Annotated in this window: 17 protein-coding genes; 4 read left to right on the top strand and 13 right to left on the bottom strand. The window is 73.9% G+C overall.

Annotated features, from left to right (window positions below; all coding sequences use genetic code 11):
* Positions 1–22 precede the first annotated feature (22 nt).
* A complete protein-coding gene (locus tag GV155_RS00790) occupies positions 23–646 on the top strand; it encodes an RDD family protein (RefSeq protein WP_160004375.1) in 624 nt (207 codons plus the stop codon).
* Positions 647–671: 25 nt separating this feature from the next.
* Complete coding sequence (locus tag GV155_RS00785) at positions 672–1,448, top strand: SDR family oxidoreductase (protein ID WP_160004373.1); 777 nt, start codon at positions 672–674, stop codon at positions 1,446–1,448.
* Positions 1,449–1,475: 27 nt separating this feature from the next.
* Here GV155_RS00785 and GV155_RS00780 read toward each other — a convergent pair whose 3' ends face one another.
* The 6 genes from GV155_RS00780 to GV155_RS00755 all read right to left on the bottom strand — a co-directional run bounded on the left by GV155_RS00780 (position 1,476) and on the right by GV155_RS00755 (position 11,300).
* Entirely contained in the window at positions 1,476–2,183 is a 708-nt protein-coding gene (locus GV155_RS00780; protein ID WP_160004371.1) for a histidine phosphatase family protein, read from the bottom strand.
* Positions 2,184–2,209: 26 nt separating this feature from the next.
* Complete coding sequence (locus tag GV155_RS00775) at positions 2,210–3,748, bottom strand: hypothetical protein (RefSeq protein WP_160004369.1); 1,539 nt, start codon at positions 3,746–3,748, stop codon at positions 2,210–2,212.
* Positions 3,723–4,397, bottom strand: coding sequence for an ABC transporter ATP-binding protein (locus GV155_RS00770; protein WP_236553781.1), 675 nt, complete (start codon positions 4,395–4,397; stop codon positions 3,723–3,725). Before GV155_RS00770 ends, GV155_RS00775 begins: the two co-directional genes overlap by 26 nt.
* A 165-nt stretch (positions 4,398–4,562) precedes the next feature.
* The gene (locus tag GV155_RS00765; RefSeq protein ID WP_160004367.1) at positions 4,563–7,631 is read right to left on the bottom strand and encodes a S8 family serine peptidase; all 3,069 of its coding nucleotides are present in this window, start codon (positions 7,629–7,631) and stop codon (positions 4,563–4,565) included.
* 182 nt (positions 7,632–7,813) lie between these two features.
* A complete protein-coding gene (locus GV155_RS00760; RefSeq protein ID WP_160004365.1) occupies positions 7,814–10,036 on the bottom strand; it encodes a 3-hydroxyacyl-CoA dehydrogenase NAD-binding domain-containing protein in 2,223 nt (740 codons plus the stop codon).
* 52 nt (positions 10,037–10,088) lie between these two features.
* Complete coding sequence (locus GV155_RS00755; protein ID WP_160004363.1) at positions 10,089–11,300, bottom strand: acetyl-CoA C-acetyltransferase; 1,212 nt, start codon at positions 11,298–11,300, stop codon at positions 10,089–10,091.
* 154 nt (positions 11,301–11,454) lie between these two features.
* Between GV155_RS00755 and GV155_RS00750 the strand changes: the two genes are divergently transcribed.
* Together GV155_RS00750 and GV155_RS00745 are read left to right on the top strand one after the other, a co-directional pair.
* Entirely contained in the window at positions 11,455–12,210 is a 756-nt protein-coding gene (locus GV155_RS00750) for a MerR family transcriptional regulator (protein WP_236553780.1), read from the top strand.
* A 59-nt stretch (positions 12,211–12,269) separates the two neighbouring features.
* Positions 12,270–13,169 (top strand): NAD(P)H-binding protein, encoded by a 900-nt coding sequence (locus GV155_RS00745; RefSeq protein WP_160004361.1) that lies wholly within the window; start codon positions 12,270–12,272, stop codon positions 13,167–13,169.
* 22 nt (positions 13,170–13,191) lie between these two features.
* On the opposite strand, the gene GV155_RS00740 is transcribed toward GV155_RS00745, so the two are convergent.
* The 7 genes from GV155_RS00740 to GV155_RS00710 form a co-directional block, all read right to left on the bottom strand.
* The gene (locus tag GV155_RS00740; protein ID WP_160004359.1) at positions 13,192–13,902 is read right to left on the bottom strand and encodes a CPBP family intramembrane glutamic endopeptidase; all 711 of its coding nucleotides are present in this window, start codon (positions 13,900–13,902) and stop codon (positions 13,192–13,194) included.
* 89 nt (positions 13,903–13,991) lie between these two features.
* Positions 13,992–14,192: a CsbD family protein gene (locus tag GV155_RS00735; protein ID WP_160004357.1), complete on the bottom strand. Its 201-nt coding sequence runs from the start codon at positions 14,190–14,192 to the stop codon at positions 13,992–13,994.
* A 97-nt stretch (positions 14,193–14,289) separates the two neighbouring features.
* Positions 14,290–15,024, bottom strand: a complete 735-nt coding sequence (locus GV155_RS00730; RefSeq protein ID WP_160004355.1) for a glutamine amidotransferase — start codon at positions 15,022–15,024, stop codon at positions 14,290–14,292.
* A gap of 3 nt (positions 15,025–15,027) precedes the next feature.
* Positions 15,028–16,215 (bottom strand): CaiB/BaiF CoA transferase family protein, encoded by a 1,188-nt coding sequence (locus GV155_RS00725; RefSeq protein WP_160004353.1) that lies wholly within the window; start codon positions 16,213–16,215, stop codon positions 15,028–15,030.
* A 153-nt stretch (positions 16,216–16,368) separates the two neighbouring features.
* Positions 16,369–17,121 (bottom strand): amino acid ABC transporter ATP-binding protein, encoded by a 753-nt coding sequence (locus GV155_RS00720; protein ID WP_160004351.1) that lies wholly within the window; start codon positions 17,119–17,121, stop codon positions 16,369–16,371.
* Positions 17,118–17,978: an amino acid ABC transporter permease gene (locus GV155_RS00715; RefSeq protein WP_160004349.1), complete on the bottom strand. Its 861-nt coding sequence runs from the start codon at positions 17,976–17,978 to the stop codon at positions 17,118–17,120. The genes GV155_RS00720 and GV155_RS00715 overlap by 4 nt, the downstream gene beginning before the upstream one ends.
* Positions 17,975–18,865 carry an ABC transporter substrate-binding protein gene (locus tag GV155_RS00710; RefSeq protein WP_160004347.1) on the bottom strand — a complete coding sequence of 297 codons (891 nt, stop codon included), beginning with the start codon at positions 18,863–18,865 and terminating at the stop codon, positions 17,975–17,977. The genes GV155_RS00715 and GV155_RS00710 overlap by 4 nt, the downstream gene beginning before the upstream one ends.
* Positions 18,866–18,944: the final 79 nt, after the last annotated feature.

Here is an 18,944-nt window from a genome sequence, read left to right as displayed (position 1 = left end):
GCGGCCGACTACGGTCCGCGACATGTCCTACGACGCCCCCCAGCCTCCGCCGCAGCAGCCCTACGGCCAGTCGGCCAGCCCGTACGGGCAGCAGCCGGGCCCGTACGGCCAGCAGCCCAACCCGTACGGCGGCGGGCCGTACGACACCCCGGCCGGTCACGGCGCGCCGTACGCCCACTGGGGCAAGCGGGTCGGGTCGTCGCTCGTCGACGGGCTGGTGATGCTCCCGTTCTTCATCCTGGCCGCGGTCTTCTTCGTCATGTCGCGCGAGGAGACGGCGACCCAGACCTTCGTCAACGCCAACGGCGAGGAGGTCGCGTTCGGGACCGACGTGAGCTTCGGCGGACCGTTCCTGGTCCTGGCGATCGTGCTCTACCTCGCCGCGATCGTCTTCGGGATCTGGAACGTGGTCTTCCGCCAGGGTCGCACCGGGCGCTCGCTCGGCAAGAGCGCCCTCGGCACGATCCTGCTCAAGGAGGAGACCGGTCGGCCGCTGGGGGCCGGGATGACCTTCGTGCGCCAGCTCTGCCACGTCCTGGACGGGTTCTTCTACCTCGGCTACCTCTGGCCGCTGTGGGACAAGAAGCGGCAGACCTTCGCCGACAAGATCGTCGGCACCATCGTGCTGGACCAGCCGAAGGGCTGACGCCGCGGCCCGGCAGACTGCGGCGATGACCACGACTCTCATCACCGGCGCGTCCTCCGGGCTCGGCGCCGAGATGGCGCGCCAGCTCGCCGCCCGCGGCCACGACCTCGCGCTGTGCGCGCGTCGCACCGACCGCCTCGAGGAGCTGCGGACCGAGATCACCGCCGCCCACCCCGACCGCCGGGTCGAGGTGGCGGCGCTCGACGTCACCGACCCCGACGCCGTCCGCGCCTGCTTCCGGGACTTCGACGACCGCTTCACGACGACCGGCGGCGTCGAGCGGGTCGTGGTCAACGCCGGGCTCGGCAAGGGCGCCCCGCTCGGCACCGGCGGGGACGCGGCCAACCGCGAGACCGCCACCACCAACGTGCTGGGCGCGCTGGCCCAGGTCGAGTCGGCGGTCGAGCTGTTCCGCGCCGCCGGCCGCGGCCACCTCGTGGTCGTGTCGTCGATCGCCGCGCTGCGCGGGCTGCCGCGGACCGTGACGACCTACGCCGCCTCGAAGGCCTTCGTGGCCCACCTGGTCGAGGGCCTGCGCACCGAGCTCGGCGACGGCCGCGCCGGCCGCGGCGTCCCTGGCATCGACCTGACCGTGCTCTACCCCGGCTACATCGTCTCCGAGATGAACGACGTCGAGGCGAGCTCCAGCCCGCTCATGTCGTCGACCGAGAAGGGCGTCCGGTCGATGGTCGCCGCCATCGAGAAGCGGGTCGCCTCGGCGTGCGTGCCGCCGCTGCCGTGGGCCCCGCTGTCGCTGGTGCTTCGGCACGCCCCGCAGCCGCTGCTGCGCCGGATGGTCTGACCGGGCCCGGGTCCGGGTCCGGGTCGCTCAGCGGTACGACACCCGCGCGCGGTCCAGGTGGGTGTGCTCGTTGAAGGTGAGCATCCGGGTGCCGGTCGAACCGACCAGGACGCGGGTGACCGAGGAGTTCACGCAGACGGTGTTGAACCGCTCCCACAGGCGTACCAGCGTCGGCCGGTCCGTGCCGTCGGGGTCGACGAGCCCGGCCGCGACCGCCCCGACCGGGCCGCCGGAGGTCACCGCCACCACGACCCCGCCGGCCTCCTCGCCGAGCGACACCGCGTCGGCCAGCGCCCCGCGGGACCGCGCGACGAAGTCGGCGAACGTCTCCGGGTAGTCGCCCTCGCCGGCCTCGTCGAGCGCCCACCGGCCGGTGGCCTCGACGAAGACCCGCTGGAACTCACGGCGGTCCAGGGACGCCGTGCCGCCCTGCGGCAGGTCGGGGTGCGCCGCGACCACGCCGAGGTGGTCGAACTCGTCCCACCCGCCGTCCACCCGCACCGCGTCGAGCTCCGGCCCCGGCGCGCCCGCGTCGGCTAGACCGGCGAGCATCCCCTCGACGGTCTCGCGCTGGCGCCGCAGGGTGCCGCGCACGACGGCCGCGGGGCGGACGCCCTGGGCAGCGAGGTGGGCGCCCAGCGCCCGCGCCTGCTCCCACCCGAGGTCCGAGAGGACGTCGTAGTCGTCGGCGCCGAAGGAGGCCTGACCGTGTCGCACCACCAGGACCAGGGTCACCCGCGCAGGCTAGCGGGCCCGGCGCCCTACCCCGCGACCGCTCCCACGACCCGCGCCCGCACCAGCGGGTCGGCCCACGCGCGGTGCTGGCGCACGAGCCGGGCTGCGGACCAGCAGAGCATCGGCACCGCGACCAGCAGCGGGACGTGCCAGCCGGGCAGCCGGGCCAGCAGCGAGAACAGCACCCCGGTGAGGGTCGTGGCGAGCGCGAGGCGGGCGGAGTAGCCGACCATCGCCAGCGGCGGGGCCGGGGTGGCGCGCGCGGAGCGGAGGTCGGCGGGGTAAGGGTGGGCGGCCGACCAGCGCATCGAGGCGCCCACCACCTGCACCAGCACCACGGCCAGCGTCGCCACGACCGCGGCGGCCTCGCCGGGGGTGGGCACCCCGGCACGGGTCGCGGCCAGCGCGACGGTGGCCAGCGAGCCGACCAGCAGCAGCTCGGCCAGCACCAGGGCGCGGGCGGTGAAGACGGTGCCCGGGTCGACGGGCAGGCTCTCGCGCCACAGGGCGCCCCGCTCGTCGAGGCACCACGCGTTGACACCGAAGAGCAGCGCCGCCCCCGAGGCGACCAGCCCGGGCAGGACCGTCACCGACTCCCACGGGAGGTCCCCCAGCACCGCGACCAGGCCCGGGCCGCCGGCCAGGACGAGCACCCCGCGCCGGGTCGGCACGGCGCGCCAGACCGAGGCGCGGTCCAGGCGTACCAGCGCGGCGAGGTCGCTGCGCGGCGCCGGGCGCGCCCGGTGGGTCCCGGTCTCGGCGCGGGCCTCGTCGACCGGCAGCCGCCGCGCGGCCAGGTGGGCGGGCACGGCGCCCAGCGCCACGGCGACCAGGAGGGCGAGCAGCAGGCCCGCGACCGTCAGCGCCCAGCGCACCCCGGGCGTCGACGCCAGCCCGATCACCACGACGGTCGTCGGCGAGGCGTCCAGCAGGGGCAGCAGCCGGTCCGTGACCACCAGCCCGGTGACCGCGAGGACGACCGCCAGCCCCAGGCCGCGCACCAGCGGGACGCCGTACGGCCCGCGGCGCAGCGCCTCCAGGGTCCACCCGACCAGCTGCGCCACCGCGGTCGCCGCCAGCAGCCAGAGGACCACCACGACCTGGGCGGAGACCAGCAGCGGACGGGGACCGAGCGCGTAGGCCGTCGCCCCGAGGAGCAGCCACGCCTGCAGCAGCCAGGCGATCGTCAGCGGCGCCAGCAGCAGCGCGCCGAGGTGGTCGGTCGTGGGCCCGACGGGGTACGCCGCGGCGTGGTCGCGCGCGATCAGCTCCCGCCCACCGCCGCCCGTGGCCGCGGCGAGCACGCCCAGCAGCAGGAAGGAGGTCAGGCCGGTGCCGAGCAGCAGGAGCAGGTCGCTCGCGCGTCCGTCGGGGTCCCCGGCCCCGGGCACCCACGCGGGCACCGTCGCGCTGCCCGCGGTGAGGGCCAGCACCCCGACGAGGCCCCCCCGCAGCGTGCGGCGCGGCAGCGTCCCGACCCGGAACCGGACCAGGTGGCCGACGTCGACCAGCGAGCTGCGGGCCTCCCGGCGGGCCGTGTCAGTCCAGGAGGCTGCGGTACTCACGCGCGCCGTCCTCCCCGAGCATCCGGGCCGCGGGCAGCGTCGCCACCTGCGCACCGGCACGCAACACCGCCACCTCGGTGCAGACCTCGACGGCCAGCTCGCGCAGGTGGGTGGAGACCAGCACGCAGGCACCGCGGGCCCGCGCGTCGGCGACGACGTCGAAGGTGGCCTCGACCCCGATCGGGTCGACGCCGTCGAAGGGCTCGTCGAGCAGCAGCACCGGCGGCTCGTGCACCGCGGCCAGCACCACCGAGAGCCGGCGGCCCATGCCGTGGGAGAAGCCCGACGTCACCCGGTGGGCCACGCCGCCGAGCTCGAAGCGCTCGAGCAGGTCACGGGCGCGGTCCTCCCAGCCGGGGCCGAGCCGGCGCAGCCGGGCGGCCAGCTGCAGGTGCTCCCAGGGCGTCGCGCGCGGCACGAGGCCGCCGACGTCGGGGCAGTAGCCGACCAGGCGCTGCACGGCGAGCCGCTCGCGGCGTACGTCGAGGCCACCCACGCGGACCTCGCCGGAGGTGGCCGGGACGACCCCGGCCAGCACCCGCATCGTGGTGGACTTGCCGGCCCCGTTGCGTCCCAGCAGGGCCGTGGCCCGCCCGGCGGCGGCGGTCAGGCTGATCCCGCCGACCGCCTCGACGGCGCCGAAGCGCACGTGCAGGTCGCGGACGACGACCGGCGCGTCCGCGGGGACCGGTACGGGGTCCTCCGGGGCGGGCCCGGAGGACCCCGTACCCGCGTGAGGCGGGCGGCGCTCACCGGCCCATCCTCGCCCGCCGCCCGCCTCACGCGGAGCGGTTTGGCCAGGTCTGACGCCCGGTCACTCCTCGCCGAGCGTGGAGACCTCCACCGCGGTGGACAGGCCGGTGTCGCCGTAGCGGACCAGGCCGAGGTAGCGGCCGTCCGTGGCCAGGTCGGTCCAGGACGCCGTGTAGGTCGACTCCTCGCCCTGGGTGACCGGCAGCGGGTCGGGGTCGACGGTGAAGTCTCCCTCGCTCGTCGCGGCACCCAGGTCGTAGGCGTCCAGGCGGTAGTCGATCGGTGAACCCGCGTCGCCGGCGGCGTAGCCGTCGACCTGCAGGACGTAGGCCGCCGCCGTGGGCTCCTCGATGCTCAGCGTCTCGTCGGCCGACCCGGTGGCCGCGGCCACCTCGGGGCCCGTGGCCGCGGTGCACTCCGCGTCGGTGGGGATGGCGTAGAGGTCGAGGTCCGCGGTGTCGTCGGCCGTGTCGAGGTCAACCCGCAGCAGCTCGCTGCCGGCCGTGACCGGGACGCAGTAGCCCTGGGCGGACCCCTGGGGCACCGCGTTCTCGACCGACTGCGCCGGGGTCAGGCCCACCGCGGTCAGGTCGATCTCGCCGGTGCTGCCGCTGGTGATGGTGACGTCGGTGGACCCGGTGGTCCCGGTGCCCGTGACCACGTCCGGCGCCGAGAGGGCGGTCGGTCGCAGCGCGACCGGCATCCGGACCCGGGTGGGACCGGTCAGGGTGACGTATCCCTTGCGCCACGTCTCCAGCGTGGTGCCGGGCTTCGCGGTGAACTCGATCGTCACCTTCCGCTTCACCCCGGCCCGCGCGGCGGTGACCGTGGGCGTGACCGCCCGGACGTCGAAGCCCGGGACCTTGCCGCGGACCTTCCACGTGCCGGCCACCTGGCTGGTGACCCTGCGCGTGAAGGTGGTCGAGCCGACCACGGCGTGGTCGGCCATCGAGGGCAGGTTGACCGTCCGGGCGCTGCGGCTCTCGACGCCGGTGTCGTAGCCCTGCTCGGTGATCAGGCCGTACCACTGCTTGGGCGTCGAGGTGACGAAGAGCCCGGGGGAGAACATGTCGGCCGGCGTGACCTGGCCGGCGCCCTGGGCGAAGGCGTCGCGCGAGGCCTTGTCCGTCGCGGTACGCGTGCTGGTCGCGGTGGTCATCATCGCCGACTGCACCATCTGGGGGGTCCAGGTCGGGTTCTCGGCCATCAGCAGGGCGCCGAGGCCGGCGATGTGCGGGGCGGCCATCGACGTGCCGGAGTAGAGGTCGAAGTCACGGTCGCTGTTGGACGGCGGGGCGACGGCCGCGAGCACGCTCTGCCCGGGCGCGGTGATGTCGGGCTTGAGGATGTCGCTGTCGTTGGCCAGGGCCGGGCCGCGGGAGGAGAAGCCCGAGACGGCCGGGAGCGGCGCGCTGGCCTCCTCGGACTCGTTGCCCGGCAGCAGCGCCGCGGTCGGGGCGTCGGTGGAGTCGAGGTAGGCCGAGACGTCGTCCAGGGCGGTGTCGGGCAGGTGCACCGTGGGCACCGTGTGCAGGTCGGCGTCGAGGCTGCCGGCGCCCGGGTTGACCAGGACCATCGCGACGCCACCGGCCCGCTCGACCTCGGCGGACTTGGCCACGCGGTCGTAGGTCCCGCGCAGGCAGAGCACGACCGAGCCGTCGACCGCGGCGTCGTCCAGGGTGTCCGGCCCGCAGAGGGCGGCGTCGCCCGGGTCGGCGCCCGCGGCGGCGGAGTCGGCGGCGTCGACCAGCGGGGTCTGCTCGGGCAGGCCCTCACGGTCGACCATCGCGCCGAGGTAGGTGCTGCCGTCACCGAGCTCGACGGTGCCCTCGAAGTTGCGGTACGTCGAGGAGGCCACGGTGGTCAGCCACGGGCTGTTGTGGGCCACGGTCGAGGCGGTCGGGCCGCTGTTGCCGGCGGAGGCGGCGACGAAGACGCTCGCGTCCGCGGCGCCGGCGAAGGCGATCTCGACGGGGTCGACGACCGTGTCCAGGGCGCCGGAGATGGAGAAGTTGATGACGTCGACGCCGTCACGCACGGCGTCGTCGATCGCGGAGAGGATGGCGTCGGTGTAGCAGCCGCCGGTGTCGGGGTCGGTGTCCTCCCAGCAGACCTTGTAGGAGGCGATGGAGGCGCCCGGGACCATGCCGGTCACCTCGCCGAAGTCGATCCCGTCGACGGTGACGTCCTTGACGACGTTGCCCGCCGCGGTGCTCGCGGTGTGGCTGCCGTGGCCGCCGCCGTCGCGCGGGGAGAGGAACTCCGCCGGGGAGTACTCGTCCTCCGGGACCGTCGACACGAAGCTGTCGGGGTACGCCCGGGCGCCGATGAGCTTGGTGGAGCAGTCGGCGACGGTGAACTCCTCGCCGGTCTCGCACGCACCGCGGAAGGTGCCGCCGTCGGACTTGCGCATGGTGGTGTTGCCGAGCGGGTCGACGGTGGCCCCCCACTCCCCGGTCGGGGCCGAGCTGAGGGGGTCGCCGGAGAAGGAGGGGTTCTCGGGCCAGATGCCGGTGTCGAGGTCACCGACCACGATGCCCGAGCCGGCGTCGGCCTGGGAGCCGCCGTGCTGCTTCCACACGCCGCCCTTGCCGTACATGCCGAGGAACGAGGCCGTGTTGTCCCGGGCGTCGATCGACCGGGCCTCGACGGGCACGACGGCGTAGACGGCCTTGTCGGCCGACAGCTCGGCGGCCTGCTCGGCGGTGAGCTCGCTGGCGAAGCCGTTGGTGGCCACGGTGTAGCTGCGGACCACCTTGGCCCCGACCGCGGCGGCGGTGCTGCGCTGCTGGCGCGCCAGGAAGGAGCGGTAGTCGCCGAACGCCGACGTCGTGGTGCGCAGCGACTCCCCGGGCACGGCCCTGGTCGGCGCGAGCCCCTGGGTGCCGCCGTCGTAGGCCGCGATGCTCGGCTGGGTGAGCAGCACGATGTAGCGGCCGTCCTCGAAGGTCGCCGTCGACCGCAGGTCGGCGGCGCCCGGTCCGAGCTCGCGCAGCCCGCCGGCCTCGTCGGCGGCCTGGGCGGCCTGGCCGGGCGACAGCGTCGCGACCAGGCCGGCCGCGAGCACCCCCGCGGAGAGGGCGCCGAGCGTGCGCCGGCGTGCGGCGCCTCCGGGGTGGGGCTTGGACACGTGGATCTCCCTGGGGACCGGCCGCGCGCCGGACCCCGAGCGTCCGGTCGTGAACACGACTGCTCGCAGCCTCCGTCCGGGGGTTGACGAAGTCAAGGGTCCCGGCCGTGATCACGCAGGATCTTCTGTGTGCGGCCCCCCGGACGGGACGTCCTGCGCTCCCGCCCGGGGTCCCTGCCCGCTCAGACCGGGAACGAGCCGCCCGAGGCCGCCAGCTCGCGCAGCCACGGCGTGGGGCGGAAGCGCTCGCCGTACGCCTCGGCCAGCTCGTCGGCCCGACGCACGAACGCGGCCAGCCCGATCTCGGCGGTGTCGTCGGCCGGGTCCTGGTAGCCGGTCATGTACTGCGCGGCGCCCCCGGTCGCCGGCGGGAAGCCGATCCCCATGATCGAGCCGATGTTGGCCGCGGCCGCCGAGGTGACCACGCCCTCCTCGAAGCACTTCGCGGTCTCGAGCGCCTCGGCGAACAGCATCCGCTGCTGCACGTCGACCAGCGGGATCTGCTGCTCGGCCACCGGGAACTCCTGCGCCAGCCCCGGCCACAGGCCCGTACGACGGCCGTCGGCGTAGTCGAAGAAGCCGGCGCCCTTGAGCCGCGAGGGACGCCCGAGCTCGATCATCCGGCGCACCACGGCCTGGCCGGGGTGCTCCACGACCTCGCGCCCCTCGGCCTCGTGGGCGTCGCGGGTGGCCTTCTCGATCTTGGCCATCAGCTCCATGTTGAGCTCGTCGGAGAGCTGGAGCGTGCCGACGGGGTAGCCGGCCTGCGTCGCCGCACGCTCGAGGCTGCGCGGGTGCACGCCCTCGGCGAGCATCGCCAGGCCCTCGGTGACCATCGTGCCGATCACGCGGGAGGTGTAGAAGCCGCGGCTGTCGTTGACCACGATCGGGGTCTTCTTGATCAGCTGCACGACGTCGTAGGCCTTGGCCAGGGCGTCGTCGGTGGTCTTCTCGCCGCGGATGATCTCGACCAGCGGCATCTTGTCGACCGGGGAGAAGAAGTGCAGCCCGATGAAGTCGGCCGGGCGGTCGACGCCCTCGGCCAGGCCGGTGATCGGCAGGGTCGAGGTGTTGGAGCACAGCAGCGCGTCGGCGTCGACGTGCGGGGCGACCTCGGCGAAGACCTTCGCCTTGAGCGAGGGGTCCTCGAAGACGGCCTCGATGACCAGGTCGCAGCCGGCCAGGTCGGCGGGGTCCTCGGTGGCGGTGATCCGGCCGAGCAGCTCGGCCTTCTTCTCCTCCGTCGAGCGGCCCTTGGCGATCGCCTTGTCGAGCAGGCCCTCGGAGTAGGCCTTGCCCTTGTCGGCGTTGGCCTGGGCCACGTCCTTGAGCACGACCTCGAGCCCGGCGCGGGCGCAGGAGTAGGCGATCCCGGCGCCCATCATCCCGGCGCCGAGCACCCCGACCTTGGTCGGGCGCCACGGCGCGATGCCCTGCGGACGGAGCGACCCGGAGTTGATGGCCTGGAGGTCGAAGAAGAACGCCTGGATCATGTTCTTGGAGTTCTGACCGGTGATCAGGGAGGTCAGGTAGCGGGACTCGATCCGCGAGGCGGTGTCGAAGTCGACCTGCGCTCCCTCGACCGCGGCCGAGAGGATCGCGCGCTGGGCGGGGTAGACCGCGCCCTTGGTCTGCTGGCGCAGCAGGGCCGGGAAGGCCGGCAGGAACTGCGCGAGCGCCGGGGTGCGCGGGGTGCCGCCGGGCATCTTGTAGCCCTTGACGTCCCAGGGGTTCGCGGCCTGGTCCGGGTGGGCGGCGATCCATGCCCGCGCCGCCGGCAGCAGCTCCTCCCGGGTGGCGACCAGCTCGTCGACCAGGCCCTTCTCCAGCGCCTGGGCCGGCTTGAAGCGGGCGCCCTGGAGGAGGACCTCCATCAGGCCGGTCTGCAGACCGAGCATCCGCACCACGCGCGTCACGCCACCGCCGCCGGGCAGCAGCCCGAGCGTCGCCTCGGGCAGGCCGAGCTGGGTCGCGGGGTGGTCCAGGGCGATCCGGTGGTTGCAGGCCAGGGCGATCTCGAGCCCCCCGCCGAGCGCGGCGCCGTTGATCGCGGCGACGACCGGGCGCGGGAAGGTCTCCAGGCGGCGCAGGGAGGCCTTGACGTCCTCGGCCATGGCGAAGACCTGGGGCGCGTCGTCACGGGTGGTGGTGACCATCTGCTTGAGGTCGCCGCCGGCGAAGAAGGTCTTCTTCGCGCTGGCCACGACCACGCCGGTGATGCTGTCGCCGTCGGCGGCCAGCTCGTCGTGCAGCCGGGCCACGGCCGCGGCCATGGAGTCGCGGTAGAGGTCGTTCATCGTGTTGGCGGACTGGTCGGGGTCGTCGAGGGTTAGGGTGACGATCCCGTCCGCGTCGCGCTCGTAGCGCACGGCGGTGCGGGTCTGCTCGGTGGTGCTGGTGCTCACGGGGAGTCCTTCGGGGTCTGCGGGGCGGGGTGCGGGCGGCGGCGGGCCGCGGTCAGACGCGCTCGACGATGGTCGCGATGCCCATGCCGCCGCCGACGCACAGCGTGGCGAGGCCGCGGCGCAGGTCGCGGCGCTCGAGCTCGTCGACCAGGGTGCCGAGGATCATCGCGCCGGTGGCGCCCAGCGGGTGGCCCATGGCGATCGCGCCGCCGTTGACGTTGGTGATCTCGTGGGAGATGTCGAGGTCCTGCATGAAGCGCATCGCCACCGCGGCGAACGCCTCGTTGATCTCGAACAGGTCGATGTCACCGACCTCGAGGCCGGCCTTGGCCAGCGCCTTGCGGGCGGCCGGCGCCGGGCCGGTGAGCATGATCGTGGGGTCGGCGCCGGAGACGGCCGCCGAGATGATCCGCGCCCGGGGGGTCAGCCCGAGGTCGCTGCCGACCTGCTCGGAGCCGATGGCCACGATGGCGGAGCCGTCGACGATGCCCGAGGAGTTGCCGGCGTGGTGGACGTGGTCGATCTTCTCGACCCAGTGGTACTTCTCCAGGGCGACGTCGTCGAAGCCCGCGTCCTTGCCGATCCCGGCGAAGGACGGCTTGAGGCCGGCCAGGCTCTCGGGGCTGGTGTCGGGGCGGACCATCTCGTCGTGCTCGAGCACGGTGATGCCGTTGCGGTCCTTGACCGGGACCACGGAGCCGGCGAAGTAGCCGTTGGCCCACGCCTTCGCGGCGCGGTGGTGCGACTCGGCGGCGTAGGCGTCGACGTCGTCGCGGGTCCAGCCGCCGAGGGTGGCGATCAGGTCGGCGCCGATCCCCTGCGGCACGAAGCCGGTGGTCAGCGCGGTGGCCGGGTCCATCGCCCAGGCGCCGCCGTCGGAGCCCATCGGCACCCGGCTCATCGACTCGACGCCGCCGGCGAGGATCAGGTCCTCGAAGCCGCTGCGCACGCGCTGCGCGGCCTGGTTCACGGCCTCGAGCCCGGAGGCGCAGAAGCGGTTCAGCTGCACGCCCGCGACGGTGTCGGGGTAGCCGGCGGCCAGCGCCGCGGTCTTCGCGACGTCGCCGCCCTGGTCGCCCAGCGGGGAGACCACGCCGAGCACGACGTCGTCGACGCGGGCCGGGTCGAGGCCCGGGTTGCGGCGCTGCACCTCCTGCAGGAGGCCGACCGCGAGGTCGACCGGCTTGACCTCGTGGAGGCTGCCGACGGCCTTGCCCTTGCCGCGCGGCGTGCGGATGTGGTCGTACACGAATGCTTCTGCCATGACCGTCCCAGGTGTCGAGTGCGCCGCGGGCCGGGTCCCCGACGACCGCGTACGCCGATTGTGACACCATCACTGTCATCGTGGTCAAGCAGATCCTGTGGCATGGGTCACCAGCGGCCCGGCGCCGTGGCCGGCCCGGAGGGAGGTGGGGCGGGTGGACGAGGACCTGCTGACCCTCGAGGAGCTCACCGCCCGGGTCGGGATGAGCGTGCGCAACGTGCGCTTCTACACCTCGCGCGGCCTCGTGCCGCCGCCCGTGCGCCGGGGCCGGTCGGGCTTCTACGGCCGCGACCACCTGGCCAGGCTCGAGCTGGTCCAGGAGCTGCAGAGCCACGGCTTCACGCTGGCCGCGATCGAGCGGTACGTCGGGGGCATCCCGGACGACGCCAGCCCCGAGGACATCGCTCTGCGCCGGGCGATGCTCGCGCCGTGGCAGGCCGACCTGCCGGTGACGATGTCGCGCGGCGACCTCGAGAGCCGCGCGGGGCGTCCGCTCGAGGAGACCGACGTCGACACCCTGGGGGCCCTCGGCATCGTCCGGCCCGTCGGTCCCACCGGTCCGCCGAACCACTACGAGGTCGCGGTCTCGCAGCTCTCGATCGGCCTCGGGCTGCTCGACGTCGGCTTCCCCCTGGAGGCCGCGCGCGCGGCTGCCGAGGTCTACGCCGAGCACGGGCGCGCCGTGGCCCGCGAGCTGTACGACGTGTTCCGCACGCGGGTCTGGCCGGTCTACCAGGAGTCCGGGGCGACCCCCGAGACGATCCAGGACGTCGTGGAGCGGCTCAAGCCGCTGTCGATCAACGGCCTCGTGCACGCCTACGAGCTCGGGATGGACGAGACCAAGCGCGCCGGGATCGCCGAGCGCGCCGAGCGGTCGGCGCGGCGCGAGCCGCCCGTACCCGAGCCCTGACGCTCCGCTGACCCGCCGGGGCGAGGCAGCGGGCCGGGTCCGGCACCTATGTTGGGCCCATGTCTGACTCCGTCTCGGTCCTGGTCACCGGCGCGACCGGCTTCGTCGGTACGCGCCTCGTCCCGGCGCTGGTGGAGCAGGGCCGCACGGTGCGCGCGATGACGCGCCGCCCCGGCGGCTACACCGGCCCCGGCGAGGCGGTCTACGGCGACGTCGCCGACGTGCCCAGCCTCGAGGCCGCGATGGCCGGCGTGGACGTGGCCGTCTACCTGGTCCACTCCCTCGACGACAACGACTTCGAGCGCAAGGACGCCGAGGCCGCCCGCTCCTTCGGCCGCGCCGCGCGGGAGGCGGGCGTGCGCCAGATCGTCTACCTCGGCGGCCTCGGGGACGAGGACGGCGAGCTCTCGGCCCACCTGCGCTCGCGCCGCGAGGTCGAGACCCTGCTGGGCGAGGCCGGCGTCCCGGTCACCGTGCTGCGGGCGGCGATCGTGGTCGGCGCCGGGGGGATCTCGTGGGAGATCACCCGCCAGCTGGTCAAGCACCTGCCCGCGATGGTGGTGCCGAAGTGGGCGAAGACCAAGACGCAGCCGATCTCCATCGAGGACGTCGTGCGCTACCTCGCCGGCGTGGTCGACTGCGAGGCCGCGTTCGGGCAGACCTTCGACATCGGCGGCCCCGAGGTCCTCAGCTACCTCGAGATGCTCCAGCAGGCGGCCGAGGTGATGAACGGCCGTCGGCCGTTCGTGGTCACGGTGCCGGTGCTGACGCCGAAGCTGTCGTCGCACTGGATCGGCTTCGTGACCGACGTCGACGCCACCACCGGCAAGAACCTGATCGACTCCATGGCCACCGAGGTCGTCGTCACCGAGCAGCGGATCCGGGAGATCGTCCCCGGTGAGCCGGTGGCCTACCAGGAGGCCGTGCGTCGCGCCATCGCGGAGTCCAGGCCCGCCTGACCCGACGCCCCCCTGGGCAGGCTCAGGCGGTGCCGAAGATGTACGGCAGCGTCACCAGCATGCTGATCGACCACACGCAGTGGGTGATGATCGGCGCCAGGATGCCGCCGGAGGCCCGGCGCTGGAGCCCGACGACGAGGCCGAGCAGGATCGCGGCGAAGGCCAGCATGATGTTGCCGGTCGCCGCGGTGGCGATGACGTAGGCCAGCGTGGACCACAGGATCGGGTACTTGGTGATCGCGGCGTAGAGCGCGCCGCGGAAGAACAGCTCCTCGGCGATGCCGTTGATCGCGGTGATCGCCACGAGCAGCGGCAGCGACCCGGCGTCGGCGTACGAGATCACCTTGGCGACCTGGTCGGAGAGCCACGGGATCTGGGCGACCACGAGGCCCCCGGCGACGAAGAACACCGCCAGCCCGGCGCCGAGCGCCAGCGGCGCGGTGATCGGGCGCTTGGTGGGCCCGGACAGGTCGGTGCCGATCGGGATCCGCCCGAGGTGGAGCGGGCCGGAGGCGAACGCGCCGACGAACCACACGGCCGCGACGACCAGTGACGTGACGTAGAACGCCGTGCTCCCGGGCTCCAGGCGGAGCAGGAAGCCCAGCACCACGGCACCGGCCAGAACGAACCCCGCCGTGATCAGCTGGCGCCGCCTCAGGTCCCGCTGGGACTGCCGGTGGTCGCGCGGGACGACGTCCCACAGCGCTCGCTGCAACCAGGCCTGCACACACATCACCCCTCGTCCCCGACTGTACGGAGAGGAGGGGTGATGGTCCGTGCGGGGGGCGGACCGTGCCCGCCCCTCGCTCCGGCGGTGCTGCGTCAGTGCTTGTTCTTGTCCCCGCCGACGATGTTCTTCGCGGCGTCCTTGATCTTCTCGACGCCGTCCTTGAGGTTGGCGGAGGCCTGGTCGCCCTTGCCCTCGGCCTCGAGGCGCTCGTTGCCGGTCGCCTTGCCGGTGCCCTCCTTGATCTTGCCGCCGAGGTTCTCGCCCTTGTTCTCAGCCTTGTCGCCGATCGCCATGCTCGTCGCCTCCTTCGGGGGGCGCGGCCGGTGCCGCGCTCGATGTCTTCACTGAACCACGCCACCCCAGCGCCGCACTCCCCCGGATGGAGGGGACTCAGCGCCGGGCGAAGAGCTCGACGAAACGGGCCAGCAGCCGGGTCGGCTCGGTGACGGTCGCGGTGCGGGCCGCCGCCTTGACGGCCTCGGCCGCAGCCGGCTCGAAGTAGCCGTGGTGGCGGTAGACCTCGATCCGGGTGCAGAGGGCGTCCACGTCCAGCTCGGGGTGGAACTGGGTGGCGTAGACGCGGGTGCCGATCCGGAACGCCTGGACCGGGCAGCTCGGTGCGGTGGCGAGCAGCACGGCCCCGCCCGGCAGGGCCGAGACGGCCTCCTTGTGGCCGAGGAAGACGTCGAAGGACCCCGGCAGGTCGGCGGTCAGCGGGTCGGCGAGACCCGCGTCGGTGAGGGTGACGGTGACCGCGCCGATCGGCTCGCCGAAGGTCCGGTCGACGGCACCGCCGCGCAGCCGCCCGAGGGTGCCGATGCCGTAGCAGGCGCCCAGGAAGGGGAAGTCCGCCTCGACCACCTGCTCGGCGAGGTCGGCCAGCCGTGCCTCGGCCCGGTGCTGGGCGGGCGACTTCAGCTCGTCGGGGTCGCTGACGTTGTACGGCCCGCCGCCCAGCACGATGCCCGACCAGTCGTCGAGCTCCAGCGGGGGCAGCTCGTCGCGCTCGAGCCGGACGCGGCGCAGGTCGCGCTCGGCCAGACCGGTGAAGCGCAGCACCGCGTCGTACTCCCCGTCGGCGGCGAGGTCCTCGGCGCGGGTGCCGAGGAAGAGGAAGGGGCGCACGGGTCAGTCGGCCTGCACCGCGACGCCGCGCTCCAGCAGGCCGTCGACGTCCGTGACGCCCCAGGCCGCGAGCGCCTCGCGGGTCTGGGTGCCGGGGCGGGCCGGCGGCGGCGTGGACAGGGTCGCGGCGGTGCGCGAGAAGCGCGGTGCGGGCGCCGGCTGCACCCGGCCGTGGTGCTCGACGTAGGTGCCGCGGGCGGCCAGGTGCGGGTGCTGCTGGGCCTCGCTGATCCGCAGCACGGGGGCGACGCAGGCGTCGGTGCCCTCGAAGACCTCGGTCCACTCCGCGCGGGTGCGGGAGGCGAAACGGGCGGTGATCAGGTCGCGCATCTCGTCGTACCGGTCGAGGTCGGCCTGCCCGGGGCTGACGTCGGCGATGCCGAGCAGGTCGAGGAAGGCGGCGAAGAACTGCGGCTCGAGCGCCCCGACGCTCATGTGCTCGCCGTCGGAGGTCGCGTAGAGGTCGTAGTACGGCGCGCCGCCGTCGAGCAGGTTGACCGCGCGCTCCTCGCGGAAGGTGCCGGCGCCGACGAAGGCCGCCGTCATGGTGTTGACGTGGGCGGTGCCGTCGACGATCGCGGCGTCGACGACCTGGCCCTGCCCGGACAGACGCGCCTCCAGCAGCGCGGCGAGGACGCCGATCACGAGGTAGGTCGACCCGCCGCCGAAGTCGCCGACGAGGTTGGTCGGGAAGTGCGGGCGGGCGGGGTCCTGGCCGAGGCCGAAGAGCGCGCCGGACAGCGCGACGTAGTTGAGGTCGTGCCCGGCGGCGGCGGCCAGGGGGCCGTCCTGGCCCCAGCCGGTCATCCGGCCGTAGACCAGGCGCGGGTTGCGGGCGTGGCAGTCGGCGGGTCCCAGCCCGAGCCGCTCGGTCACCCCGGGACGCATGCCCTCCAGCAGGACGTCGGCACCCTCCACGAGGTCGAGCACGGTCGCCACCGCCTCGGGCTGCTTGAGGTCGAGGGCCACGCTCGGCCGGCCGCGGTTGAGCAGGTCGTCGGGCCCGCCGACCAGGAACGAGCCGCCCGGCCGCTCGACGCGGATCACGTCGGCGCCGAGGTCCGCGAGGATCATCGCGGCGTGGGGACCGGGTCCGATCCCGGCGACCTCCACCACCTTCACCCCGCGCAGCGGTCCGGTGCCGCGCCCCAGCGCGTACGGCTGCTGCTCCTGCTGCTCCTGGTCCGCCATGCCCCGCATCCTGGCACGGTCGCTGACACCGGCGGTGTCACGGTCTTGGGCGCCGCGAAGTCCCCGGTCGGCCGGGGACTTCTGAACATGTCGGCCTTTGCAAAGGCCGACATGTTCGAAACCTGCCCGTCCAGCCCCGGGCCGGGATGACGCTCAGCCCGGCAGGACCCGGCGCAGGAACTGCCTCGTACGCTCCTCGCGCGGCGCGGTGAGGATCTGCTCGGGCGGTCCCTGCTCGAGGATCCGGCCCTCGTGCAGGAAGCAGACCGTGGTGGCGACCTCGCGGGCGAAGGACATCTCGTGGGTGGCCAGCACCATCGTGGTGCCCTGCTCGGCCAGGCGGCGCACGATCGCGAGCACCTCGCCGACCAGCTCGGGGTCGAGCGCGGCGGTGATCTCGTCGAGGAGCAGCAGGCTCGGCTCGGTGCAGAGGGCCCGGACGAGCGCGGCCCGCTGCTGCTGGCCGCCGGAGAGCCGGTCGGGGTGCTGGCCGGCGTGTTCGGCGAGGCCGAACTCCTCCAGCAGGGCCCGGGCCCGGGTCTCGGCCTCGCGGCGGGCCACGCCGTGCACCCGGCGCGGCGCGAGGGTGCAGTTGTCGAGCACGGTCAGGTGCGGGAAGAGGTTGTAGGCCTGGAACACGGTGCCCATCCGCGAGCGGACCTCGCGCTGGTCGACCAGCGGGTCGGAGATCTCGCGGCCCTCGAGCAGGATCCGGCCGTCGTCGATGTCCTCGAGGAGGTTCACGCAGCGCAGCAGCGTCGACTTCCCCGACCCCGACGACCCGATCAGGCAGACCACGTCGCCCGCGCCGACGCTCAGGTCGACGTCGTCGAGCACGAGCCTGGCGCCGTACGTCTTGCGCAGCGCCTGGACCTCCAGCAGCGGGCCGGCCGTCCCCCCGGTCATCGTGCGCCCGCCCGCTCGCGCTCGGCGTAGCGGCGACCGAGGGCGTCGGTGAGGCGGGCCAGCGGGACCGTGAGGACGACGAAGAAGACGGCGACCACGACGTACGGCGTGTAGTTGAAGTTGAAGTTGGCGTAGTCGCGGGCGCTGAAGAGCGCGTCGAACAGCGACACCGAGGCCACCAGCGCGGTGTCCTTCTGCAGCGAGACGAAGTCGTTGAGCAGCGGGGGCACGACCCGGCGGACGGCCTGCGGCACCACCACGAAGCGCATCGCCTGGCCCCGGGACAGGCCGAGCGCGTCGGCGCTGGCCAGCTGCGAGGGGTGCACCGACTCGATGCCGGAGCGGAAGACCTCGGCGACGTAGGCGCTGTAGGAGACGACCAGCGCGACGGTGGCCCAGAAGAAGATCGAGGTGGGGACGCCCTGCAGGCCCAGCGAGGGCATCCCGAAGACGAGGAGGAAGACCAGCACCAGCGTCGGGATGCCACGGAAGACGTCGGTCCAGGCCACGGCGATCGCGCGCAACGGCACCAGCAGCGGCGACCGGGACTGCCGCGCGAGGGCCAGCCCGAGGCCGAGCGCGAGGATCAGCGGCTCGGCGATGAGGAACATCGTGACGTTGAGCCAGAACCCGTCGAGGATCGCCGGGAAGGACTCGCGGGCGTGGAACGGGTCGAGGAAGGTCTCCTGCACCGTGGGCCAGCCCGGGGAGCTGACGACGCCGAGGACGAGGCCACCGACGACCAGCACCGTCGCGGCCGTCGCGACGAGCACCGACCTCCGGCGGCGACGGCGCCGGACCTCGCGTCGCTCGAGCTCGCGCCCGCTCGGCGCCCAGGGGGCCTGCAGGTCCGTCACGGCAGGGTCGGCACCGAGACCGAGTCCGAGAGCCACTGCTGCTCGAGGTCGGCGAGGGTGCCGTCCTCGGTCAGGGTGGCCAGGGCCTGGTCGACGCACGGCACGAGCGAGGAGCCCTGCTCGAAGAGCATCCCGAACTCCTCCTGCTCACCGGTCTCGGGCTGGAACTGCCCGACGATGGTGGAGCCGGGGATCTCGACCGCGGAGATGTAGAAGGCGGTGGGCAGGTCGGCCAGGATCGCGTCGACCTGGTCGTTCTGCAGCGCCTGCTTGGCGGCGTTGGTGTCGTCGAAGACCAGCGGCTCGGTCGCGGGCTGGATGATGTCGCGGATCGCGGTCAGCGAGGTGGTGCCGGTCTGGGCGCCCAGGCGCAGGTCGGTGAGGTCGTCGAGCGACGCCGCCTCGGCGCCGGCGCTGCCCTCCAGCGCGACCACGGCCTGGGAGGCCTGGTAGTAGCCGTCGGAGAAGTCGACGGCCTCCTCGCGGGCCGGGGTGATCGAGATCTGGTTGATGTCGAAGTCGAAGGTCTTCGGGCCCGAGGCGTAGGAGGAGTTGAACCCCACCTTCACCCACTCCACCTCGTCCTCGGCGAAGCCGAGCTCCTCGGCGACCGCGTAGGCCACCGCCGACTCGTAGCCCTCGCCGTTGGTCGGGTCGTTGTCGACGAACCACGGCTCGAAGGCCGGCGAGTCGGTGCCGACCGTCAGCGTCCCGGCCGTCTGCGTCTCGAGCTGGTCGGGCGTGCACTCGTCGGCGGCCGGGGCCGCGGCGTCCCCGCTGGTGTCCTCGGCGGTCTCCTCGACCGGTGCGCAGGCCAGCGCGGCGACGAGCAGCGGGACGGTGACGAGGGAGACCCGGGCGGCTCGGGCGGGGCGGCGCAGCAGCATGGGTGGATCGTAGGCCGCGCGGAGGCGTACGGGAGCCCGCGTCCACGGGGGTGGGCGCCGGGCGTGGCCGGGGTCACGA

The organism is Nocardioides sp. AX2bis (assembly GCF_902506435.1).
GTDB lineage: Bacteria > Actinomycetota > Actinomycetes > Propionibacteriales > Nocardioidaceae > Nocardioides.
Note: the sequence above shows the minus strand (reverse complement) of the source record. Positions and strands in the feature narration are given on the sequence as shown.

Excerpts from the sequence above, each read along its gene's own strand:
- GV155_RS00790 (WP_160004375.1), top strand. The coding sequence starts at position 23 with ATGTCCTACGACGCCCCCCAGCCTCCGCCGCAGCAGCCCTACGGCCAG.
- GV155_RS00785 (WP_160004373.1), top strand. The coding sequence starts at position 672 with ATGACCACGACTCTCATCACCGGCGCGTCCTCCGGGCTCGGCGCCGAG.
- GV155_RS00755 (WP_160004363.1), bottom strand. The coding sequence starts at position 11,300 with ATGGCAGAAGCATTCGTGTACGACCACATCCGCACGCCGCGCGGCAAG.
- GV155_RS00745 (WP_160004361.1), top strand. The coding sequence starts at position 12,270 with ATGTCTGACTCCGTCTCGGTCCTGGTCACCGGCGCGACCGGCTTCGTC.
- GV155_RS00740 (WP_160004359.1), bottom strand. The coding sequence starts at position 13,902 with ATGTGTGTGCAGGCCTGGTTGCAGCGAGCGCTGTGGGACGTCGTCCCG.
- GV155_RS00735 (WP_160004357.1), bottom strand. The coding sequence starts at position 14,192 with ATGGCGATCGGCGACAAGGCTGAGAACAAGGGCGAGAACCTCGGCGGC.
- GV155_RS00725 (WP_160004353.1), bottom strand. The coding sequence starts at position 16,215 with ATGGCGGACCAGGAGCAGCAGGAGCAGCAGCCGTACGCGCTGGGGCGC.
- GV155_RS00720 (WP_160004351.1), bottom strand. The coding sequence starts at position 17,121 with ATGACCGGGGGGACGGCCGGCCCGCTGCTGGAGGTCCAGGCGCTGCGC.
- GV155_RS00710 (WP_160004347.1), bottom strand. The coding sequence starts at position 18,865 with ATGCTGCTGCGCCGCCCCGCCCGAGCCGCCCGGGTCTCCCTCGTCACC.